Genomic DNA, 15,552 nt, shown 5'->3' on the forward strand with positions numbered 1-15,552 from the left:
CGGCGGCGTCAGGCCGCCTTCGCGTCGAGCGCCGCGCGTGCGCAGGTTTCGTCAGTGACGAGCCCCGACAGCCAGCCGCCGCGCAGCGCGGCGATCACCGCGTCGCGCTTCTTCGGGCCGCCCGCGAACGCGATCGTCGGGCGCTTCGGCGGCGCGTCGAGCGCGACGCTCGTCACGCGCGCGCTCGTCGACACGTCGACGAGCCGGCCCTGCGCATCGATCGGCACGCCGAGCAGTTCGGCCACCGCGCCGAGCGCGGTCATCTCGTCGCGTTCCTGTTCGGTGATGAAGCCGTCTTCATAGAGCGGGCAGTGCGGGCCGATGTTGCCGATCCCGACGAACGCGACGTCGGCCTGCGCCGACAGCGCGTCGACGATCCGGTACAGCCGGTGATTGCACCATTGCGCGCGCTCGGCGTCGCTGTCGGCGAACAGCGGCGCGGGCAGCAGGAAATGCTTGCCGCCGGTCTTCTCGGAGATGTACTGCGCGACGTCGTAGCGGTTCGACGAGCCGTCGGCGGCGATCGCGCCGACCATCGACACGAGCCGGTGCTGCGGCCGCTCGATCTGCGCGATCTGCGCGACCGCCGCCTTCAGCGTCCGGCCGCTGCTGACGGCGATCACCATCGGGCGCGTCTCGTTCAGGTAGCGCTCCATCACCTGCGCGCCGGCGACCGCGAGCTTGCGGTCGATCGCTTCGGCCGCATCGGCATCGACGGGCACGACTTCGCACATCGTGAGCCCGTAGCGTTTCGACAGCTGCGCGCCGAGCTCGAGGCAGTCGGCGAGCTGGTGATCGACGCGCACGCGGATCAGGTTCTTCTCGACCGCGAACGCGACGAGGCGCTGCGCGACCGGGCGCGACACCTGCAGCTTCTCGGCGATTTCGTTCTGCGTGTCGCCCGCGACGTAGTAGAGCCACGCGGCACGCGTGGCGAGATCGAGTTTTTCTGAGGACTTGGACACGATAGCGATTCGGTTCGGATCTGGGGGGCCGCCCGCGGACCGGCCGTCGGGCGGCGCAACGGCATCCACTGTAACGCATGCGCGGCGCGCGGCCGACGGCCCCCTGCGTCGCCGCCTACGCGAGCCGCGCGCGCGATGGTTCGTAAAGCGGGCGCACGTGGCGATACAGCGCGCGGAACGCGTCGAGGCGCTCGCGCAGCAGCGCATGACGCGCGGCGTCGGGCACGTATTCGGCGCGCACCGGCGGCTTGGTCAGCACGACTTGCGGATCGCCGCCGACGGCGAGCCAGCCCAGCCGCGCGGCGCCCAGTGCCGCACCTGTTTCGCCGCCGCCGTGCTGGCAGGTGCGCACGTCCAGCGCGTCGGCGATCAGCTGCGCCCAGAACGCGCTGCGCGCGCCGCCGCCGATCAGCGACAGCCGGTCGGTTTCGACGCCGGCCGCGTGCAGCGCGTCGAGGCCGTCCGCGAGGCCGAGCGTCACGCCTTCGAGCACCGCGTAGCCGAGATGCGCGCGCTCGGTCGCATGCGTCATCCCGAAGAACACGCCCTGCGCATACGGATCGTTGTGCGGCGTGCGTTCGCCGGACAGGTAGGGCAGGAACAGCGGCGCCGTCGCGAGTGCGTCCGCGTCGAGCGCCGCGATTTCGGCGAGCAGCGCCGGCTCGTCGGTGCCCGTCAGCTTGCAGACCCAGCGCAGGCAGCTCGCGGCCGACAGCACGACGCTCATCAGTTGCCAGCGATCGGGAATCGCGTGGCAGAACGCATGCACGGCCGATGCCGGATTCGGCATGAAGCGGTCGCCGACCACGCTCAGCACGCCCGACGTGCCGAGCGACACGAAGCCGTCGCCCGCGTGGATCGCGCCGATGCCGAGCGCGCTCGTCGCGTTGTCGCCGCCGCCGCCCGCCACCACGACGGCCTCCGACAGCCCGAGTTCGCGCGCGACGTCGGCGCGCAGCGTGCCGGACGGCGCATTGCCTTCGACGATGCGCGGCATCTGGGCGCGCGTCATGTCGCACGCGGCGAGCAGCGCGTCGGACCAGTCGCGGCGCGCGACGTCGAGCCACAACGTGCCGGCCGCGTCGGACGGATCGGACACCTTCGCGCCGGTGAGCCGGAAGCGCAGGTAGTCCTTCGGCATCAGCACGCAGGCCGTTGCGGCGAACACGTCGGGCTCGTGCTTCGCGACCCACAGCAGTTTCGGCGCGGTGAAGCCGGGCATCGCGAGGTTGCCGGCCAGCGCATGGAGATCGGGCGCGCGTTCGGTGAGCAGCGCGCATTCGTCGGCGCTGCGCATGTCGTTCCACAGGATCGCGGGGCGCAGCACGCGGTCGTCGCGGCCGAGCAGCACCGCGCCGTGCATCTGGCCCGACAGGCCGATCCCGCGCACCTGCGCGAAGGCCTGCGGATGCCGTTCGCGCAGCGCCGCGAGTGCGGCGAGCGTGCCTTGCCACCAGTCGTCCGGATGCTGTTCCGCCCAGCGCGGGTGCGGCCGCGACACGCTGAACGGCGTGCCGGCGGTGCCGACCACGGTGCCGTCCGGAGCAAGCAGCAGCACCTTCACTTCCGAGGTGCCGAGGTCGATGCCGAGATACATGAGCGATCCGTTCCGTCAGTGAGGAGCCGCTACTTTAGCCGCACGCGCGCACGCCTGCCAACGCAGGTTCGCCCGGATGCGCGGCCGCTCGCGGGCGGCCGGCTGCGAGGCCGCGGGCCGCCGTGCGTCAGCGCTGCGCGAGCCATGCGTCGACGCGTGCGAGCCCGGCGCGCAGCGCGTCGAACAACGCCGCGTTGCCGGCGAGCGAGCCCCACAGCGCGCGACTCGCGCACAACGCGACGACCGGGTCGTCGGCCTCGACGATCGCCCGCGCGGCGCCGTCGTCCATCACGCCGTCCTGGTACGCATACGGCAGCAAGCCGCGCGCCCAGCGTTCGAGAAAGCGCAGGAACAGCGCCGGCAGCACCGCGGTGGCGACCGGCGCCGCGCCGCGTGCGAGCGATTCGGCGAGCGTCGGCGCGATGAAGCCGGGAATCTTCGAGAAGCCGTCGGCCGCGACGCGCTGGTTCGTGTCCAGCACGTACGGATTGCCGAACCGTTCGAGCACGACGTCGCGGTAGCGTTCGAGGTCGAGCGGGCTCGGGCTGAGACACGGGATCACGTCCTGCGTCACGTAGTCGTGCGCGAAGCGGCGGATCGCCGCGTCGTGCGTGCCTTCGTGGATGTACGTGTGGCCCGCGAGCGTGCCGGCCCACGCGATGCAACTGTGCGTCGCGTTGAGGATGCGGATCTTCGCTTCCTCGTACGGATGCACGTCGTCGACCAGTTCCGCGCCGGCCAGCTCCCAGCGCGGCCGGCCCGCCGCGAAGCGGTCCTCGATCACCCACTGGATGAACGACTCGCCCATCACCGGACACGCGTCGTCGACGCCGGTTGCCGCGCGCACCCGTTCGCGCACGTCGGCGGTCGGACGCGGCGTGATGCGGTCGACCATCGCGCTCGGCGTCGCGACGTGCGCATCGAACCATGCGAGCAGATCGGCCTCGCCGCGGCGTTCGAGGAATTCGCGCATGCCCGCGCGAAAGCGCGCGCCGTTGTTGCGCAGGTTGTCGCAGCTCTGCAGCGTGAGCGGGCCCGCGCCGCGTTTCGCGCGTTCGGCGAGCAGCGCCGCGAGCGCGCCGTACAGCGTCGTGCGCGCGCCTTGCAGGTCGGCCGCGAGATCGGCGTTCGCGAGGTCGAGCCGGTTGTGTTCGTCGAGGTAGTAGCCGCCTTCGGTGACTGTGAATGACACGATCCGGCATGCCGGGTCGGCGCCGGCGTCGATCAGCGCGGCGAGATCGATCGACCACGGCAGCACGCGCGAGATCGCGCGGACCGTCTCGTACGCGCGCTCGCCCTGCGGCGTGACGGTTTCGAGCGTGTAGGCGCCGTGCTGCGCGGCGAGCGCGTCCATCGTCGCGCGCATGTCGTCGCGGATGTTGCCGACGGTCAGCGACCAGCGTTCGTCGGCCGGCACGGCCGCGTTCACGCGATGCAGATACCACGCCTGGTGCGCGCGGTGGAACGAGCCTGCGCCGATGTGCAGCAGCACGGGCGCGTGGGCGGAGGGCGATTCGCTCATCCGGTGTCTCCTGTTCGTGCCAGTCTTTCCTGTCGAATACGATCATTTGCTCTTTGTGTGAGCGAATGATCGTATTCGGGCGAACGAAAGTCAAGGCGCGGACGCGGCATTTCGATGGTGCGCTGCGGCGGGGCGTGGGCGGGGCGGAGGCGGGGGCGGAAGGCGTCAGCGTCCGTCGCGCATCGATGTGACGAGGTCGTCGAGCAGCGAGCTTGCCGACCGGCCCCGACAGGATGCCGAGGCGCTGTCGGAACGCGGTGAGCATGCGCAGCGGATGGTGCGGCGCCGCAACGATACGGCGATATGCCGGCGATCCCGGCCGCGCCGGCACATTCCGCGGCTCGCGCACGAACGCGCGTTGCCGCGCGAAGGGGAGGCGCCGGCCCGCACGTCGTCGTGACGCGCGGGCGCGAGGCGTGCGTTACAGCGTGGTGCGCACGTGCCAGAGCTCGGGGAACAGCACGACGTCGAGCATCTTGCGCAGATACGGCGCGCCGCTCGTGCCGCCGGTGCCCTGCTTGAAGCCGATGATGCGCTCGACGGTCGTCACGTGACGGAAGCGCCACTGGCGGAACGCATCCTCGAGATCGACGAGTTCCTCGGCCATCTCGTAGAGCTCCCAGTGCTGCTGCGGGTGACGATAGACCTCGAGCCATGCGGCCTCGACCGTTTCGTCGTGACGCATCGGCTGCGTCCAGTCGCGCTCGAGCCGTTCCGGCGCGATCGGGAAACCGCGCCGCGCGAGCAGGCGCACGACCTCGTCGTAGAACGACGGCGCCTCGAGCGTCGCGCGCACCTGTTCGAGGATGTCGGGCCGGTGCGCATGCGGCTGCAGCATCTGCACGTTCTTGTTGCCGAGCAGGAATTCGAGCTGCCGGTACTGGTACGACTGGAAGCCCGACGACTGGCCGAGATACGGCCGCATCGCCGAATACTCGGACGGCGTCATCGTCGACAGCACGTTCCACGCCTGCACGAGCTGCTCGAGGATCCGCGACACGCGCGCGAGCATCTTGAACGCGGGCGGCAGCGCGTCGCCGCGCACCGCGTCGAGCGCGCCGCGCAGCTCGAACAGCGCGAGCTTCATCCACAGCTCGCTCGTCTGATGCTGGATGATGAACAGCATCTCGTTGTGATCGGGCGACAGCGGATGCTGCGCGTCGAGGATCGCGTTCAGCGACAGGTAGTCGCCGTAGCTCATCGACTTCGAGAAATCGAGCTGCGCATCGTGCCAGCCGGCTTGAGCAGTGGCTTCGCCGGGCACGTGCGGCGCTTCATGAGCCGGTTGGGCCGCGCGTGCGCCCGAGAACGGGCAGCCCGCCGGCGCATCGTCGCCGGGTGGCTGAATATGACCAGAATTCACGACTTTCTCCAGATTGGAATGACGGGGCGCGGCGCGCAATCCGCACGTCGCGGCGGCGCGCGCCGGGCTGGAAGCGGTCAGGTCACCGCGCCGCGCTCGGCGAACTCGGGCGCCTTCCACGCGTCGGTGGCGAGGATGTCGCGCAGCGTCTCGACGGCATCCCACACGTCGACGAAGCGCGTATAGAGCGGCGTGAAGCCGAAGCGCAGCACGTAAGGCTCGCGGTAGTCGCCGATCACGCCGCGCGCGATCAGCGCCTGCATCACCTCGTAGCCGTGCGGATGCTCGAAGCTCGCCTGCGAGCCGCGCTGGTGATGCGCGCGCGGCGTGACGAGCTTCAGCGACAGGCCCGCGCAGCGCGTTTCGACGAGCGCGATGAACGCGTCGGTCAGCGCGAGCGACTTGCGGCGGATCGCGTGCATGTCGGTCTGCAGGAACACGTCGAGCCCGCATTCGACCATCGACATCGACACGATCGGCTGCGTGCCGCACAGGAAGCGCGCGATGCCCGGATCGGGCGCGAAGCCCGGCTGCATCGCGAACGGTGCGCGGTGGCCCCACCAGCCCGACAGCGGCTGCGAGAAATGCGCGAGATGGCGCTGCGGCACCCACACGAAGGCCGGCGAACCGGGGCCGCCGTTCAGGTACTTGTACGTGCAGCCGACCGCGCCGTCCGCGTGCGCGCCGTTCAGGTCGACCGGCACCGCGCCGGCCGAATGCGCGAGATCCCACAGCATCAGCGCGCCCGAATCGTGCACGAGCTGCGTGACGGCCGGCATGTCGTGCATGTAGCCGGTGCGGTAGTTCACGTGCGTGATCATCGCGACGGCCGTGTCCGCGCCGAGCGCGTCGGGCAGGTCCGCCGGATCGTCGATCAGGCGCAGCTCGTAGTCGCCGCCGAGCTGTTCGATCAGCCCTTGCGCGATGTACAGGTCGGTCGGGAAGTTCGAGCGCTCCGACACGATCACGCGGCGCTCCGGCGCGCGTTCGGCCTGGTGGCGCAGCATCGCCGACAGCAGCTTGAACAGGTTGATCGAGATGGTGTCGGTCACGACGGTTTCGCCGGGCGCGCCGCCGATCAGCGTCGCGAGCTTGTCGCCGAGGCGGCGCGGCAGCGCGAACCAGCCGGCGGTGTTCCAGCTGCGGATCAGGCCTTCGCCCCATTCGGCGCCGATCACCTGTTGCGCGCGGGAGGCCGATGCGCGCGGCTGCGCGCCGAGCGAGTTGCCGTCGAGATAGATCACGCCGTCGGGCAGCGCGAACTGGTCGCGCAGCGCGGCGAGCGGGTCGTCGCGGTCGAGGGCGAGCGCGTCTTCACGGGTCTTGATGATCATGATGTCGGGTCAGTAGTTCGCGGACGAGTGGTTCGCGGGTCGATGGTTGGATGAATCAGGAGGACCGGCCGGGCAGCGCGCGCAGCACCGCACGCACGGGGCTCGCGTCGAGCGTCGCGAACTTCAGCGGCAGCGCGATCAGCTCGTAGTCGCCGGGCGGCACGTCGTCGAGCACGATCCCTTCGAGGATCGCCATCCGGTGCGTGCGCACGCGGTGATGCGCATCCATGGTCTTCGATTCCTGCGGGTCGAGCGACGGCGTATCGATGCCGATCAGCTTGACGCCGTGCGCGGCGAGCAGGTCGACGGTCTCGGGCGCGACCGCGCAGAAGCTGCTGTCCCATTGCGCGACGCTGGCGCGCGCATAGGTGCGCAGCAGCACGCGCGGCGGCACGCCGGCGAGCGCGGCCTCGAGGTCGGCCGGGCGCACGACCGGCGACGCGCCGATGCAGTGGATCACGCGGCACGGGCCGAGATAGGTGTCGAGCGGCACCGCGCCGATCGGCGCGCCGTCGGCGTCGTAGTGAAGCGGCGCGTCGCAGTGCGCGCCGGTATGCGGCGACAGCGTCAGGCGCGCGACGTTGACCGGCGAGCCGGCCTCCATCCGCCATACGCGTTCGACGGAAACCGGCGTGTCGCCCGGCCACACGGGGGTGGCGGGGCTGACGGGCGGCGAGATGTCCCAGAGTGTGTCCATGGCATGACGAGTCGGTGAATCGATGCTTCGAATGATAGGTGGACGCTCGCAGAAAGTGCTTGCGAAATAAACATGGACAATCCGCCCGATTGGCAGATAATTCGACTCAGAGGGAAAACGGGGACCAAAAATGCACGCGATCACGCTCGATGCCACCGACTGCCGGATTCTGGCGGTCCTGCAGGAAGAGGGCAGAATCAGCAATCTCGATCTGGCGGAGCGCATCTCGCTTTCGCCATCCGCCTGTCTGCGCCGGATGCGCCTGCTCGAGGAGCAGGGCGTGATCGAGCACTATCGCGCGTGCCTGAGCCGCGAGAAGCTCGGCTTCGAGCTCGAGGCGTTCGTGCAGGTGTCGATGCGCAACGAAGAGAATCAATGGCACGAGCGCTTCGCGGAGGCGCTGCGCGAATGGCCGGAGGTGGTCGGCGCGTTCGTCGTGACGGGCGAGAGCCACTACCTGCTGCGCGTGCTCGCACACAACCTCAAGCACTATTCGGATTTCGTGCTGAACCGGCTCTACAAGGCGCCGGGCGTGATGGACATCCGTTCGAACATCGTGCTGCAGACGCTGAAGGACGAAGCGGGCGCGCCGGTCGGGCTGGCGCGCATGGGGGCGATCAAAGCGGTGTGAGGCCGTGGAAGCCGCCGCCGTGGAACACGAGCGGCGGAGCGGCATCCGACACGGCACGCACGCCGCAGCGTTCCACTTCGCCGACGAAGATCACATGGTCGCCTTCGTCGTAGCGGCTGCGGTTGTGGCATTCGAACCACGCGAGCGCACCGTCGAGCACCGGCATGCCCGAGTTGCCGGCCGCGTGCGCGATCCCTTCGAAGCGGTCGCCCTTGTAGGTCGAGAAGCGCTTGCACAGGTCGAGCTGCGACGCCGCGAGCACGTTCACCACGTAATGGCTGTTGCTGCGGAACACCGGCGTCGACGCCGATTTGTGCGCGAGGCTCCACAGCACGAGCGGCGGATCGAGCGACACCGAGTTGAACGAGCTCGCGGTGATGCCGATCAGCTGCCCGGACGGCGCACGCGTCGTGATGACCGTGACGCCGGTCGCGAACTGGCCGAGCGCCTGGCGAAAGGCGGCCGAGTCGAAATCGGGCGGGGTGGCATGCTTCATCGGGCGGCCATCCGGATCGAAACGGACAGGCGCGGCGCGCGGCGGGTGCGGGAGGCGCGGCGGACGAAAGGCGGCAAGGCCAGGGCGGTCGGTCGGGAAGTGGTGCGCATGGCGCGATTTTAGCGGAATCGCGACCGCCGGGCCCGTGCGGACGGTGCATTGCGGGGCCGGCGTGAGGTAGCGAACACTGTCGCGCGGCGCCGCGATCGGGCCGGCGGCGGCGTTTCCGGCGCGTTTTATCGCGTGCGGTCGGTGGCCTGCCCATGCGGCAGGCCCTCCGCCACGCCATGCATCACGCGCGACCGCCGCGGCAGCCATCGCGCGTGCGCTACCGCGCCGCCGCCAGCCCGAGCGACAGCACACCCGTCAGGATCAGGCTCGACGCCCACACCGCATCGAGGTTGAACCAGCTCCGCGCGACGAACTTCAGCCCGAGATAGCGGTACACGAGCCACGCGAGCACGCCGCCCGTGCCGATCATCGCGGCCGCGTGCACGGCCGCGACGACGAGCGCCATCCCGAGATGCGCGTCGACGAGCGTGGCCGCCGCGCGATCGCCGGCGTCCGTGTCGAGCCCGCAAAGCCCCAGATAGATCGGCACCAGCATCAGCCCGGCGCCGTGCGCGAGCGCGACCGCGAACGACCACAGCCCGAGCCGCGCGGGCGGAATCCGCGCGAGCGCACGCGGGTGGCGCCGCCGGATCAGCAGCACCGCACCGAAGCCGATCACGAGCGCGCTCGCGCCGATCCGGATCGCCGTCTGCCACGCGAGCAGCGCGGCGAGCAGCCCGAACGGCAGCATCACCATGAATACCGCGAGCGCATGGCCGAGCGCGAGATAGCCGAGCGCCGCGACGAGCGCGCCGCCGCGGCGCGTCATCAACGCGTTCGACACCGCGAGCGGCCAGCCCATCGCCGGATTGAGCCCGTGATAGACGCCGCTCGCGAGCACGGCCGCCCACAGCGCGAGCGGCGCGGAGAGGCCGGCGCTCAACGCTTGACCGACGGATAGCAGAACGAGTCGGTCGAGCAGTCGCCGCCTTCCAGCCGGATCTGGTGCGCGCGATAGCCGTCGGGGAACTCGACCCAGTAGTCGTCGGCGAGCGTCAGCCCGCCGTCCGGCCCCGCATGCGCGAGCACCTGCGCGGCCGGCACGCCGTCCGGATAGAACTGGTCGTCCCACGTCGAGTAGAGCGAGTTGGTCCAGTACACGCGCCGGCCGTCGCGGCTGATTTCCACCATCTGCGGGCCGCCGGCGAACGCGCGGCCGCTCGAGTGCGGCGCGCGGCGCACGATCCCGCCGATGCGCACCGACCCGGCGAGCACGGGGTGACGCGGATCCGACACGTCGTACTGACGCATCTCGCCCGTGCCCCAGCACGATACGTACAGGAAACGGTCGTCGAGCGACAGGTCGATGTCGGTCACGAGCGGCGGCACCGCGCCGAATCCCTGGAGCAGCGGCGGCAGTTCGTCGGCGGCGGCCGGCTCGGGCGGGATCGTCGCGGTCTTCTCCACATGGAACTGGCCGTCCTCGCGCCACCAGGTCCAGATCGATCCTTCGAGATTGGTCGTGTCGACCACGACGCCGACGAACCCGTATTCGCGCACCGGATCGTGCGCGGGCCGCACTTCGAGCGCCATCTGGTGCTGCGCGCCGAGATCGATCGTCTGCACGTTGCGCCGCGCGCGCAGGTCCCAGAAATGCAGCCGGTGGCCGTAGCGGTTCGCGAGCAGGTCTTCCGGCACGATGCCGTTCTCGAATTGCGGCGGCAGCGCCCATTCGCTCGACACCATGTAGTCGCGCGGCAGGTTCCACCAGAAGTCGTAATGCTTGTCCTGCGGGCCGCGGTCGATTTCCCAGCGGCCGAGCACGTCGAAGGTCTCGCAGTCCATGATGAAGATGCCGGGCGCGCCGTCGGTGCCGTCCGGGCCCGCGCCGCCGAGCGTGCTCACGTAGATGCCCTCGGGGCCGCAATGAACCGTGTGCGGCCGCGAATAGCCGGTCTTCGCGAACACCTCGCCGGGCTCGATGATCTTGTGGATGCGCGCCTGCGTCGGGTGCGGCTTCGTGTCGATCACGTAGATCCGCGACGAGCGCAGGCCCGGGATGATCAGGAAGCGGCGCTCGAGAAACGCGTGGCCGGTCAGCGGCGACAGCGACGACGAGCATGCATTCCAGCCGAAGTGGTGGAATTCGTCGCCGGTGTTCGGCATCGTCACCGTGTGCACGATCTTGCCGTAGGTCGCCGAGCCGGGTTTCACGTCGATCACGGCGAGCGCGTCGGGCCTGGAAAAATCGGGGCTCAGCAACAACGTATAGGCAAACTCTTCCGCCGGCGCCTGCATCGCAAGTTCCGGCGAAGCGTGAAAGGTCGGGTCAGGCCGCATGCTCATCGTGGTGCCTCTCTCGGTTGTATCGGATCACGGGCGCACGGCCGTTCACTGCGGGCGTGCGGGTCGAACAGGTTGCGTGACGGGAATGCCCCTGCGGTGGCGCGCGATTGCAGGACGCGCGGTGCGGTGCATCAGGTCGGGAAAGCGGGGAAACGCGGCGCGCCGGATCGTCGCGCAGGCGGCGCAACGGGCGCACGGTGACGCGAGGGTGCGGTGAAGGCGACGGCGCGCGGGGTACCGGCGGCCGGGCCCGTCATGCGGGCGATTTCTGCTGAGGCGTGCATATCGATGTTCCGGCAGATGTTGTTGGCATCAGGGCGGGCATGCATCGGACGCTGCGTGCAGCCGGACGGTGTGCCGTCGCGGCGAAGCGTGCCTAAGTGTAGTCGAGAAACGCGCAGCCGGTGGCGCGCGGCGCGCATGCGGTTCTGCCGGATTCGCGCGCGAGTGAGATACTTGAACGCTGCCGCTGCGCGCCGGGCAACCGGGCAGCGACGATAAGGACCGGCGGCGCCGGCACGCGCCTGCGTGCCGGCCGCCGTCTTCAACGAGGTACTGATTTCATGGTGAACGAGATGCTTGAAACCGCGACTGTGGGCGGCGGGTGCTTCTGGTGCACGGAGGCCGTGTTTCTGGACGTCGACGGCGTGACGGCCGTCCAGTCGGGCTATGCGGGCGGCCATACGCGCAATCCCGGCTATCGCGACGTCTGCGACGGCGACACCGGCCACGCGGAGGTCGTGAACGTGACGTTCGATCCGGCGCGCATCGGTTATCGCGAGATCCTCGAGATCTTCTTCGCGACGCACGATCCGACCCAGCTGAACCGGCAGGGCAACGACGTCGGCACGCAATACCGGTCGGTCGTGTTCACGCATTCCGACGCGCAGCGCGACGTCGCGCTCGACGTGATCCGCGAACTGGAGCGCGAGCAGGTGTTCGGGCAGCCGATCGTCACGCAGGTCGTGCCGCTCGACGGCAACTACTGGCCGGCCGAGGACTATCATCAGAACTATTACGCACGCAATCCGGGGCAGGGCTACTGCTCGGTCGTGATCGGGCCGAAGCTCGCGAAATTCCGCCAGAAGTTCTCGCACCGGCTGAAGTCGCAGCGCGGCGCGTAATCGACGCGTCAGCCGCAAGCGGCGCGGGCACCCGCGCCGCGCCCCCTACGCCGCCTCGCTGCGCCAGTGCGCGCACGCGGCGGCGATCTCGCGCGCGAGCGCGAGGCACGACAGCGGCGCGGAGCCTTCCGCCTTGTTGTTGATCGTGATGATCACCGGCTGTCCGGCCAGCGCGTAGCGCGCGGCCAGCTCGGCGAGCGCCGCGCGCGTGGCCGGGTCCTCGTCGACGAGCTTGTCGAACGGCTCGTATTTCGCTTTCGCCTGTTCGTACTTGAACCCGCCATGCAGGCTCCAGCGCACGATCAGCGGGCCCGGCGCATCGCCGTCGAGCAGCGCGAGCGCGGCCGCCTGGCGCAGCGGGTCGGGCATCCGCGCGTGCAGGCCGACGCAGTAGCGCACGCCGAGCGCCGCGAGCGCGCGGATGAAGCGCGGCGTGAGCAGGCTCGCGTCGCGGATCTCGATCGCGTAGCGCGTGCCGTCGGCGTCCGGCGGCAGCGGCGGCAATGCCGCGAAGAATGCCGACAGCCGGTCGATCAGCGCGGCCGGCTCGGCGAGCAGTTGATCGGGCATCGGCGAGAACTGGAACACCAGCACGCCGGCCTTCCGGCCGAGCCCTTCGAGGCACGGCTGCACGAATTCCCGGGTGGCGAGCTGCGCGTCGAGGAAGGTCGGGTTCGGGCCCGACGGCTCGCCGCGCCTGCCGCGCACGACCGCGTCGGTGACGGACGCCGGCGCCTTCACGACGAAGCGGAAGTCGTCCGGCACCTGTTGCGCGTAGCGCAGGTAATCGGCCACCGACAGCGGCCCGTAGAACGAGCGGTCGAGGCTCACGCTCTTCAGCAGCGGATGCGCGCCGTACGCCTCGAGCCCCTCGCGCGACAGCTTCGTCTGCGCGAAATCGCCGTCGTAGACGATGCCGTCCCAGCCGGGGAAATACCACGACGACGTGCCGAGCCGCACATTGGGCGGCAGCGCGGCCGCGGCGGCGGCGACTTCCGCGGAAACCGGGGCGGGCGGCACGCCGCGCCGGCGCCGGCTTTTCTTCGGCGGCGCGGCCGGTGGAGACGGTTCGTCCCACAGCAGGCCGGAGGCGGGGGGCGGTTCCACCGGCTCCTGGTCGGCGCAAGGGCGGGGCGATGCACGGCCGGGGCGCGCGGGCGACTTTGCCGGCCGCGCAGTGTCGTGTTCGTCCGGCGTCACGCGTGCGCCGGCACCTGCAGCGTTGTCGGCGTCCGCGGGCGCAGCCGCGCGTGCGCCGTCGGGCGACGCGCCGCCGAACAGGTCGAACTGCCCGTCGGCGTGCGATCCGTCCGGTTCGTCGCGCTGCTGTCGTTGCGGCGCCGTGTTGCGCCGCGTCCTGCCGTCACCCATGCATGCCCAGCGTGAAGTGCCGCCTAGCGCGGCAGCGTGTGTTCGTACATGTAGCGCCGCGACCACGGCAGCGTTTTCGCGCTGCGTCCGGCCTTGCGGCACACGATCTGGAAGATCGACACGTCGTCGTGTTCGAACGCATACGCGCAACCGGCGAGGTACACGCGCCAGATGCGGAATTTCTCGTCGTCGACGAGCGCGCGCGCCTGGTCCGCCTTCGCCTCGAAGTTCTCGGTCCAGATGTCGAGCGTGCGCGCATAGTGCCGCCGCAGGCTTTCGACGTCAATCGCCTCGAGCCCGCCGCGCTGCGCCGCTTCGAGCGCGAGGCTGATGTGCGGCAGCTCGCCGTCCGGGAACACGTAGCGGTCGATGAATTCGCCGCCGCCGAGCGCCGTTTCGCCGCTTTCCGCGTCGGTCGACGTGATCCCGTGGTTCATCGCGATGCCGTCGTCGGTCAGCAGGTCGTGCACGCGCGAGAAATAGAGCGGCAGGTTCTTGCGGCCGACGTGCTCGAACATCCCGACGCTCGTGATGCGGTCGAACTGCCCGTCGATCTCGCGGTAGTCCTGCAGGCGGATCTCGATCTTGTCCTCGAGCCCGGCGGCCTTCACGCGCGCGGTCGCGAGATCGAACTGGTTCTGCGACAGCGTCACGCCCAGGCACGTCGCGCCGAACTTCTGGGCGGCGCGCAGCACGAGCGCGCCCCAGCCGCAGCCGATGTCGAGCAGGCGCTGGCCGGGCTCGAGCTGGATCTTGGTCAGGATGTGGTCGATCTTCTTGATCTGCGCGGTCGCGAGATCCTCGTCGCCGTTCTCGAAGTACGCGCACGAGTACACCATGTTCTCGTCGAGCCACAGCTGGTAGAACTCGTTCGAGACGTCGTAGTGATACTGGATCGCCTTCCGGTCGGTGTTCTTCGTGTGATTGAAGTAGCGCTTCACGCGCGCGAGCTTGCTCGCGCTGGTGACCGTGCTGCGCGCGAGCGAATAGCTGATGTTGATGATGTCCGACAGCCGGCCTTCGATGTCGATCTTGCCCTTCACGTACGCCTCGCCGAGATTGTCGAGGCTCGGTTCGAGCAGGAGCGGCAGCGCCGACGCGCTGTTGACCTTCAGCGTGACCTGCGGCGCGCTGAAGGTGCCGAAATCGAGTTGATCGCCGTTCCACAGCACGAGGCGCGCCGGTATGTTCGCTTTCGCCCGTACTTCGTCCGCCCACTGTGCCAGCTTCTTTTCCCAGAACATTTGGATTCTCCGTTTGTTCGTTGAATCGAATACAGCCAAGTATCTTGACCGGCGCCCGCCTCCTGCGAGGCGGGCGCCCGGATGCAACACGAGACACGACCGGCGAGCGGCACCGCGGCCGCGGTTCGGCTTACGGCGACAGGCGCGAGATCGTCCAGCCCGACGCCGCAGCGGCGTCGCGCGTATAGAGCAGGCGGTCGTGCAGCCGCGACGGGCGGCCCTGCCAGAACTCGATCGCGTCGGGCACGACGCGATAGCCGCCCCAGTGCGGCGGGCGCGGCGGGTTCTCGCCGTAGCGTTCGGCCACGTCCTTCTCGCGCGCTTCGAGCGTCGCGCGGCTGTCGATCACGGCGCTCTGCTCGGACGCCCACGCACCGATGCGCGAGCCGAGCGGGCGCGACGCGAAATAGCGGTCGCTTTCGTCGGCGCTGGTCTTTTCGATCCGGCCCTCGATGCGCACCTGGCGCTCGAGCTCGATCCAGTAGAACAGCAGTGCCGCATAAGGATGGGCGGCGAGGTCGCGCCCCTTGCGGCTTTCGTAATTGGTAAAGAAGACGAACCCGCGTTCGTCGACAGCCTTGATGAGCACGATGCGTGCCGACGGCCGGCCGTCGTCGCCGACGGTGGCGAGCGTCATCGTGTTGGGCTCGGGGAGCTTGGCGGCGAGCGCCTCCTTGAACCAGCGATCGAACTGGGCGAAGGGGTCGGGGGCGGCATCGGCTTCGTCGAGCGAAGCACGCGAATAGTTGATGCGGAGATCGGCGAGAGTCGTCATGTTATGCAAACGCTTCAATCTGGGGCCAGTATAGCG

General features: G+C 69.6%; 14 protein-coding genes. 2 read left to right on the forward strand and 12 right to left on the reverse strand.

The window, feature by feature from the left end:
- Positions 1 to 8: 8 nt before the first annotated feature.
- From U4Z31_RS02975 to kynB, 6 genes are all read right to left on the reverse strand, one after another.
- Positions 9 to 965, reverse strand: a complete 957-nt coding sequence (locus U4Z31_RS02975; protein WP_044844466.1) for a sugar-binding transcriptional regulator — start codon at positions 963 to 965, stop codon at positions 9 to 11.
- A gap of 115 nt (positions 966 to 1,080) precedes the next feature.
- Entirely contained in the window at positions 1,081 to 2,562 is a 1,482-nt protein-coding gene (gene xylB, locus U4Z31_RS02980; protein WP_044844465.1) for a xylulokinase, read from the reverse strand.
- A 127-nt stretch (positions 2,563 to 2,689) separates the two neighbouring features.
- Positions 2,690 to 4,084 carry a D-arabinitol 4-dehydrogenase gene (gene dalD / locus U4Z31_RS02985; protein WP_321809387.1) on the reverse strand — a complete coding sequence of 465 codons (1,395 nt, stop codon included), beginning with the start codon at positions 4,082 to 4,084 and terminating at the stop codon, positions 2,690 to 2,692.
- A 421-nt stretch (positions 4,085 to 4,505) separates the two neighbouring features.
- Positions 4,506 to 5,432 (reverse strand): tryptophan 2,3-dioxygenase, encoded by a 927-nt coding sequence (gene kynA / locus U4Z31_RS02990; RefSeq protein WP_044844544.1) that lies wholly within the window; start codon positions 5,430 to 5,432, stop codon positions 4,506 to 4,508.
- Positions 5,433 to 5,524: 92 nt separating this feature from the next.
- The gene (gene kynU / locus U4Z31_RS02995; protein WP_415750259.1) at positions 5,525 to 6,781 is read right to left on the reverse strand and encodes a kynureninase; all 1,257 of its coding nucleotides are present in this window, start codon (positions 6,779 to 6,781) and stop codon (positions 5,525 to 5,527) included.
- Positions 6,782 to 6,836: 55 nt separating this feature from the next.
- Complete coding sequence (kynB, locus tag U4Z31_RS03000; protein WP_321799151.1) at positions 6,837 to 7,478, reverse strand: arylformamidase; 642 nt, start codon at positions 7,476 to 7,478, stop codon at positions 6,837 to 6,839.
- A gap of 130 nt (positions 7,479 to 7,608) precedes the next feature.
- Here kynB and U4Z31_RS03005 point away from each other — a divergent pair, with 130 nt between their 5' ends.
- Positions 7,609 to 8,109, forward strand: a complete 501-nt coding sequence (locus tag U4Z31_RS03005) for an Lrp/AsnC family transcriptional regulator (protein ID WP_044844460.1) — start codon at positions 7,609 to 7,611, stop codon at positions 8,107 to 8,109.
- On the opposite strand, the gene U4Z31_RS03010 is transcribed toward U4Z31_RS03005, so the two are convergent.
- The 3 genes from U4Z31_RS03010 to U4Z31_RS03020 form a co-directional block, all read right to left on the reverse strand.
- Positions 8,096 to 8,605 carry a flavin reductase family protein gene (locus U4Z31_RS03010; protein WP_044844459.1) on the reverse strand — a complete coding sequence of 170 codons (510 nt, stop codon included), beginning with the start codon at positions 8,603 to 8,605 and terminating at the stop codon, positions 8,096 to 8,098. The two genes, U4Z31_RS03005 and U4Z31_RS03010, sit on opposite strands and share 14 nt — an antisense overlap.
- 328 nt (positions 8,606 to 8,933) lie before the next feature.
- Positions 8,934 to 9,599: a hypothetical protein gene (locus tag U4Z31_RS03015; RefSeq protein WP_321809388.1), complete on the reverse strand. Its 666-nt coding sequence runs from the start codon at positions 9,597 to 9,599 to the stop codon at positions 8,934 to 8,936.
- Positions 9,596 to 11,002 carry a selenium-binding protein SBP56-related protein gene (locus U4Z31_RS03020; RefSeq protein WP_044844457.1) on the reverse strand — a complete coding sequence of 469 codons (1,407 nt, stop codon included), beginning with the start codon at positions 11,000 to 11,002 and terminating at the stop codon, positions 9,596 to 9,598. The genes U4Z31_RS03015 and U4Z31_RS03020 overlap by 4 nt, the downstream gene beginning before the upstream one ends.
- Positions 11,003 to 11,565: 563 nt before the next feature.
- On the opposite strand from U4Z31_RS03020, the gene msrA reads away from it, so the two are divergent.
- Positions 11,566 to 12,126, forward strand: a complete 561-nt coding sequence (msrA, locus tag U4Z31_RS03025; protein WP_044844456.1) for a peptide-methionine (S)-S-oxide reductase MsrA — start codon at positions 11,566 to 11,568, stop codon at positions 12,124 to 12,126.
- Positions 12,127 to 12,171: 45 nt separating this feature from the next.
- Here msrA and U4Z31_RS03030 read toward each other — a convergent pair whose 3' ends face one another.
- The 3 genes from U4Z31_RS03030 to pdxH all read right to left on the reverse strand — a co-directional run bounded on the left by U4Z31_RS03030 (position 12,172) and on the right by pdxH (position 15,516).
- Positions 12,172 to 13,497 (reverse strand): DUF72 domain-containing protein, encoded by a 1,326-nt coding sequence (locus tag U4Z31_RS03030; RefSeq protein ID WP_321809389.1) that lies wholly within the window; start codon positions 13,495 to 13,497, stop codon positions 12,172 to 12,174.
- A gap of 23 nt (positions 13,498 to 13,520) precedes the next feature.
- Positions 13,521 to 14,741 carry an SAM-dependent methyltransferase gene (locus tag U4Z31_RS03035; RefSeq protein WP_124486959.1) on the reverse strand — a complete coding sequence of 407 codons (1,221 nt, stop codon included), beginning with the start codon at positions 14,739 to 14,741 and terminating at the stop codon, positions 13,521 to 13,523.
- A 130-nt stretch (positions 14,742 to 14,871) separates the two neighbouring features.
- Positions 14,872 to 15,516, reverse strand: coding sequence for a pyridoxamine 5'-phosphate oxidase (gene pdxH / locus U4Z31_RS03040; RefSeq protein WP_044848555.1), 645 nt, complete (start codon positions 15,514 to 15,516; stop codon positions 14,872 to 14,874).
- Positions 15,517 to 15,552: the final 36 nt, after the last annotated feature.

The sequence above is a fragment of the Burkholderia sp. BCC1985 genome, from assembly GCF_905339915.1.
Classification (GTDB): Bacteria; Pseudomonadota; Gammaproteobacteria; order Burkholderiales; family Burkholderiaceae; genus Burkholderia.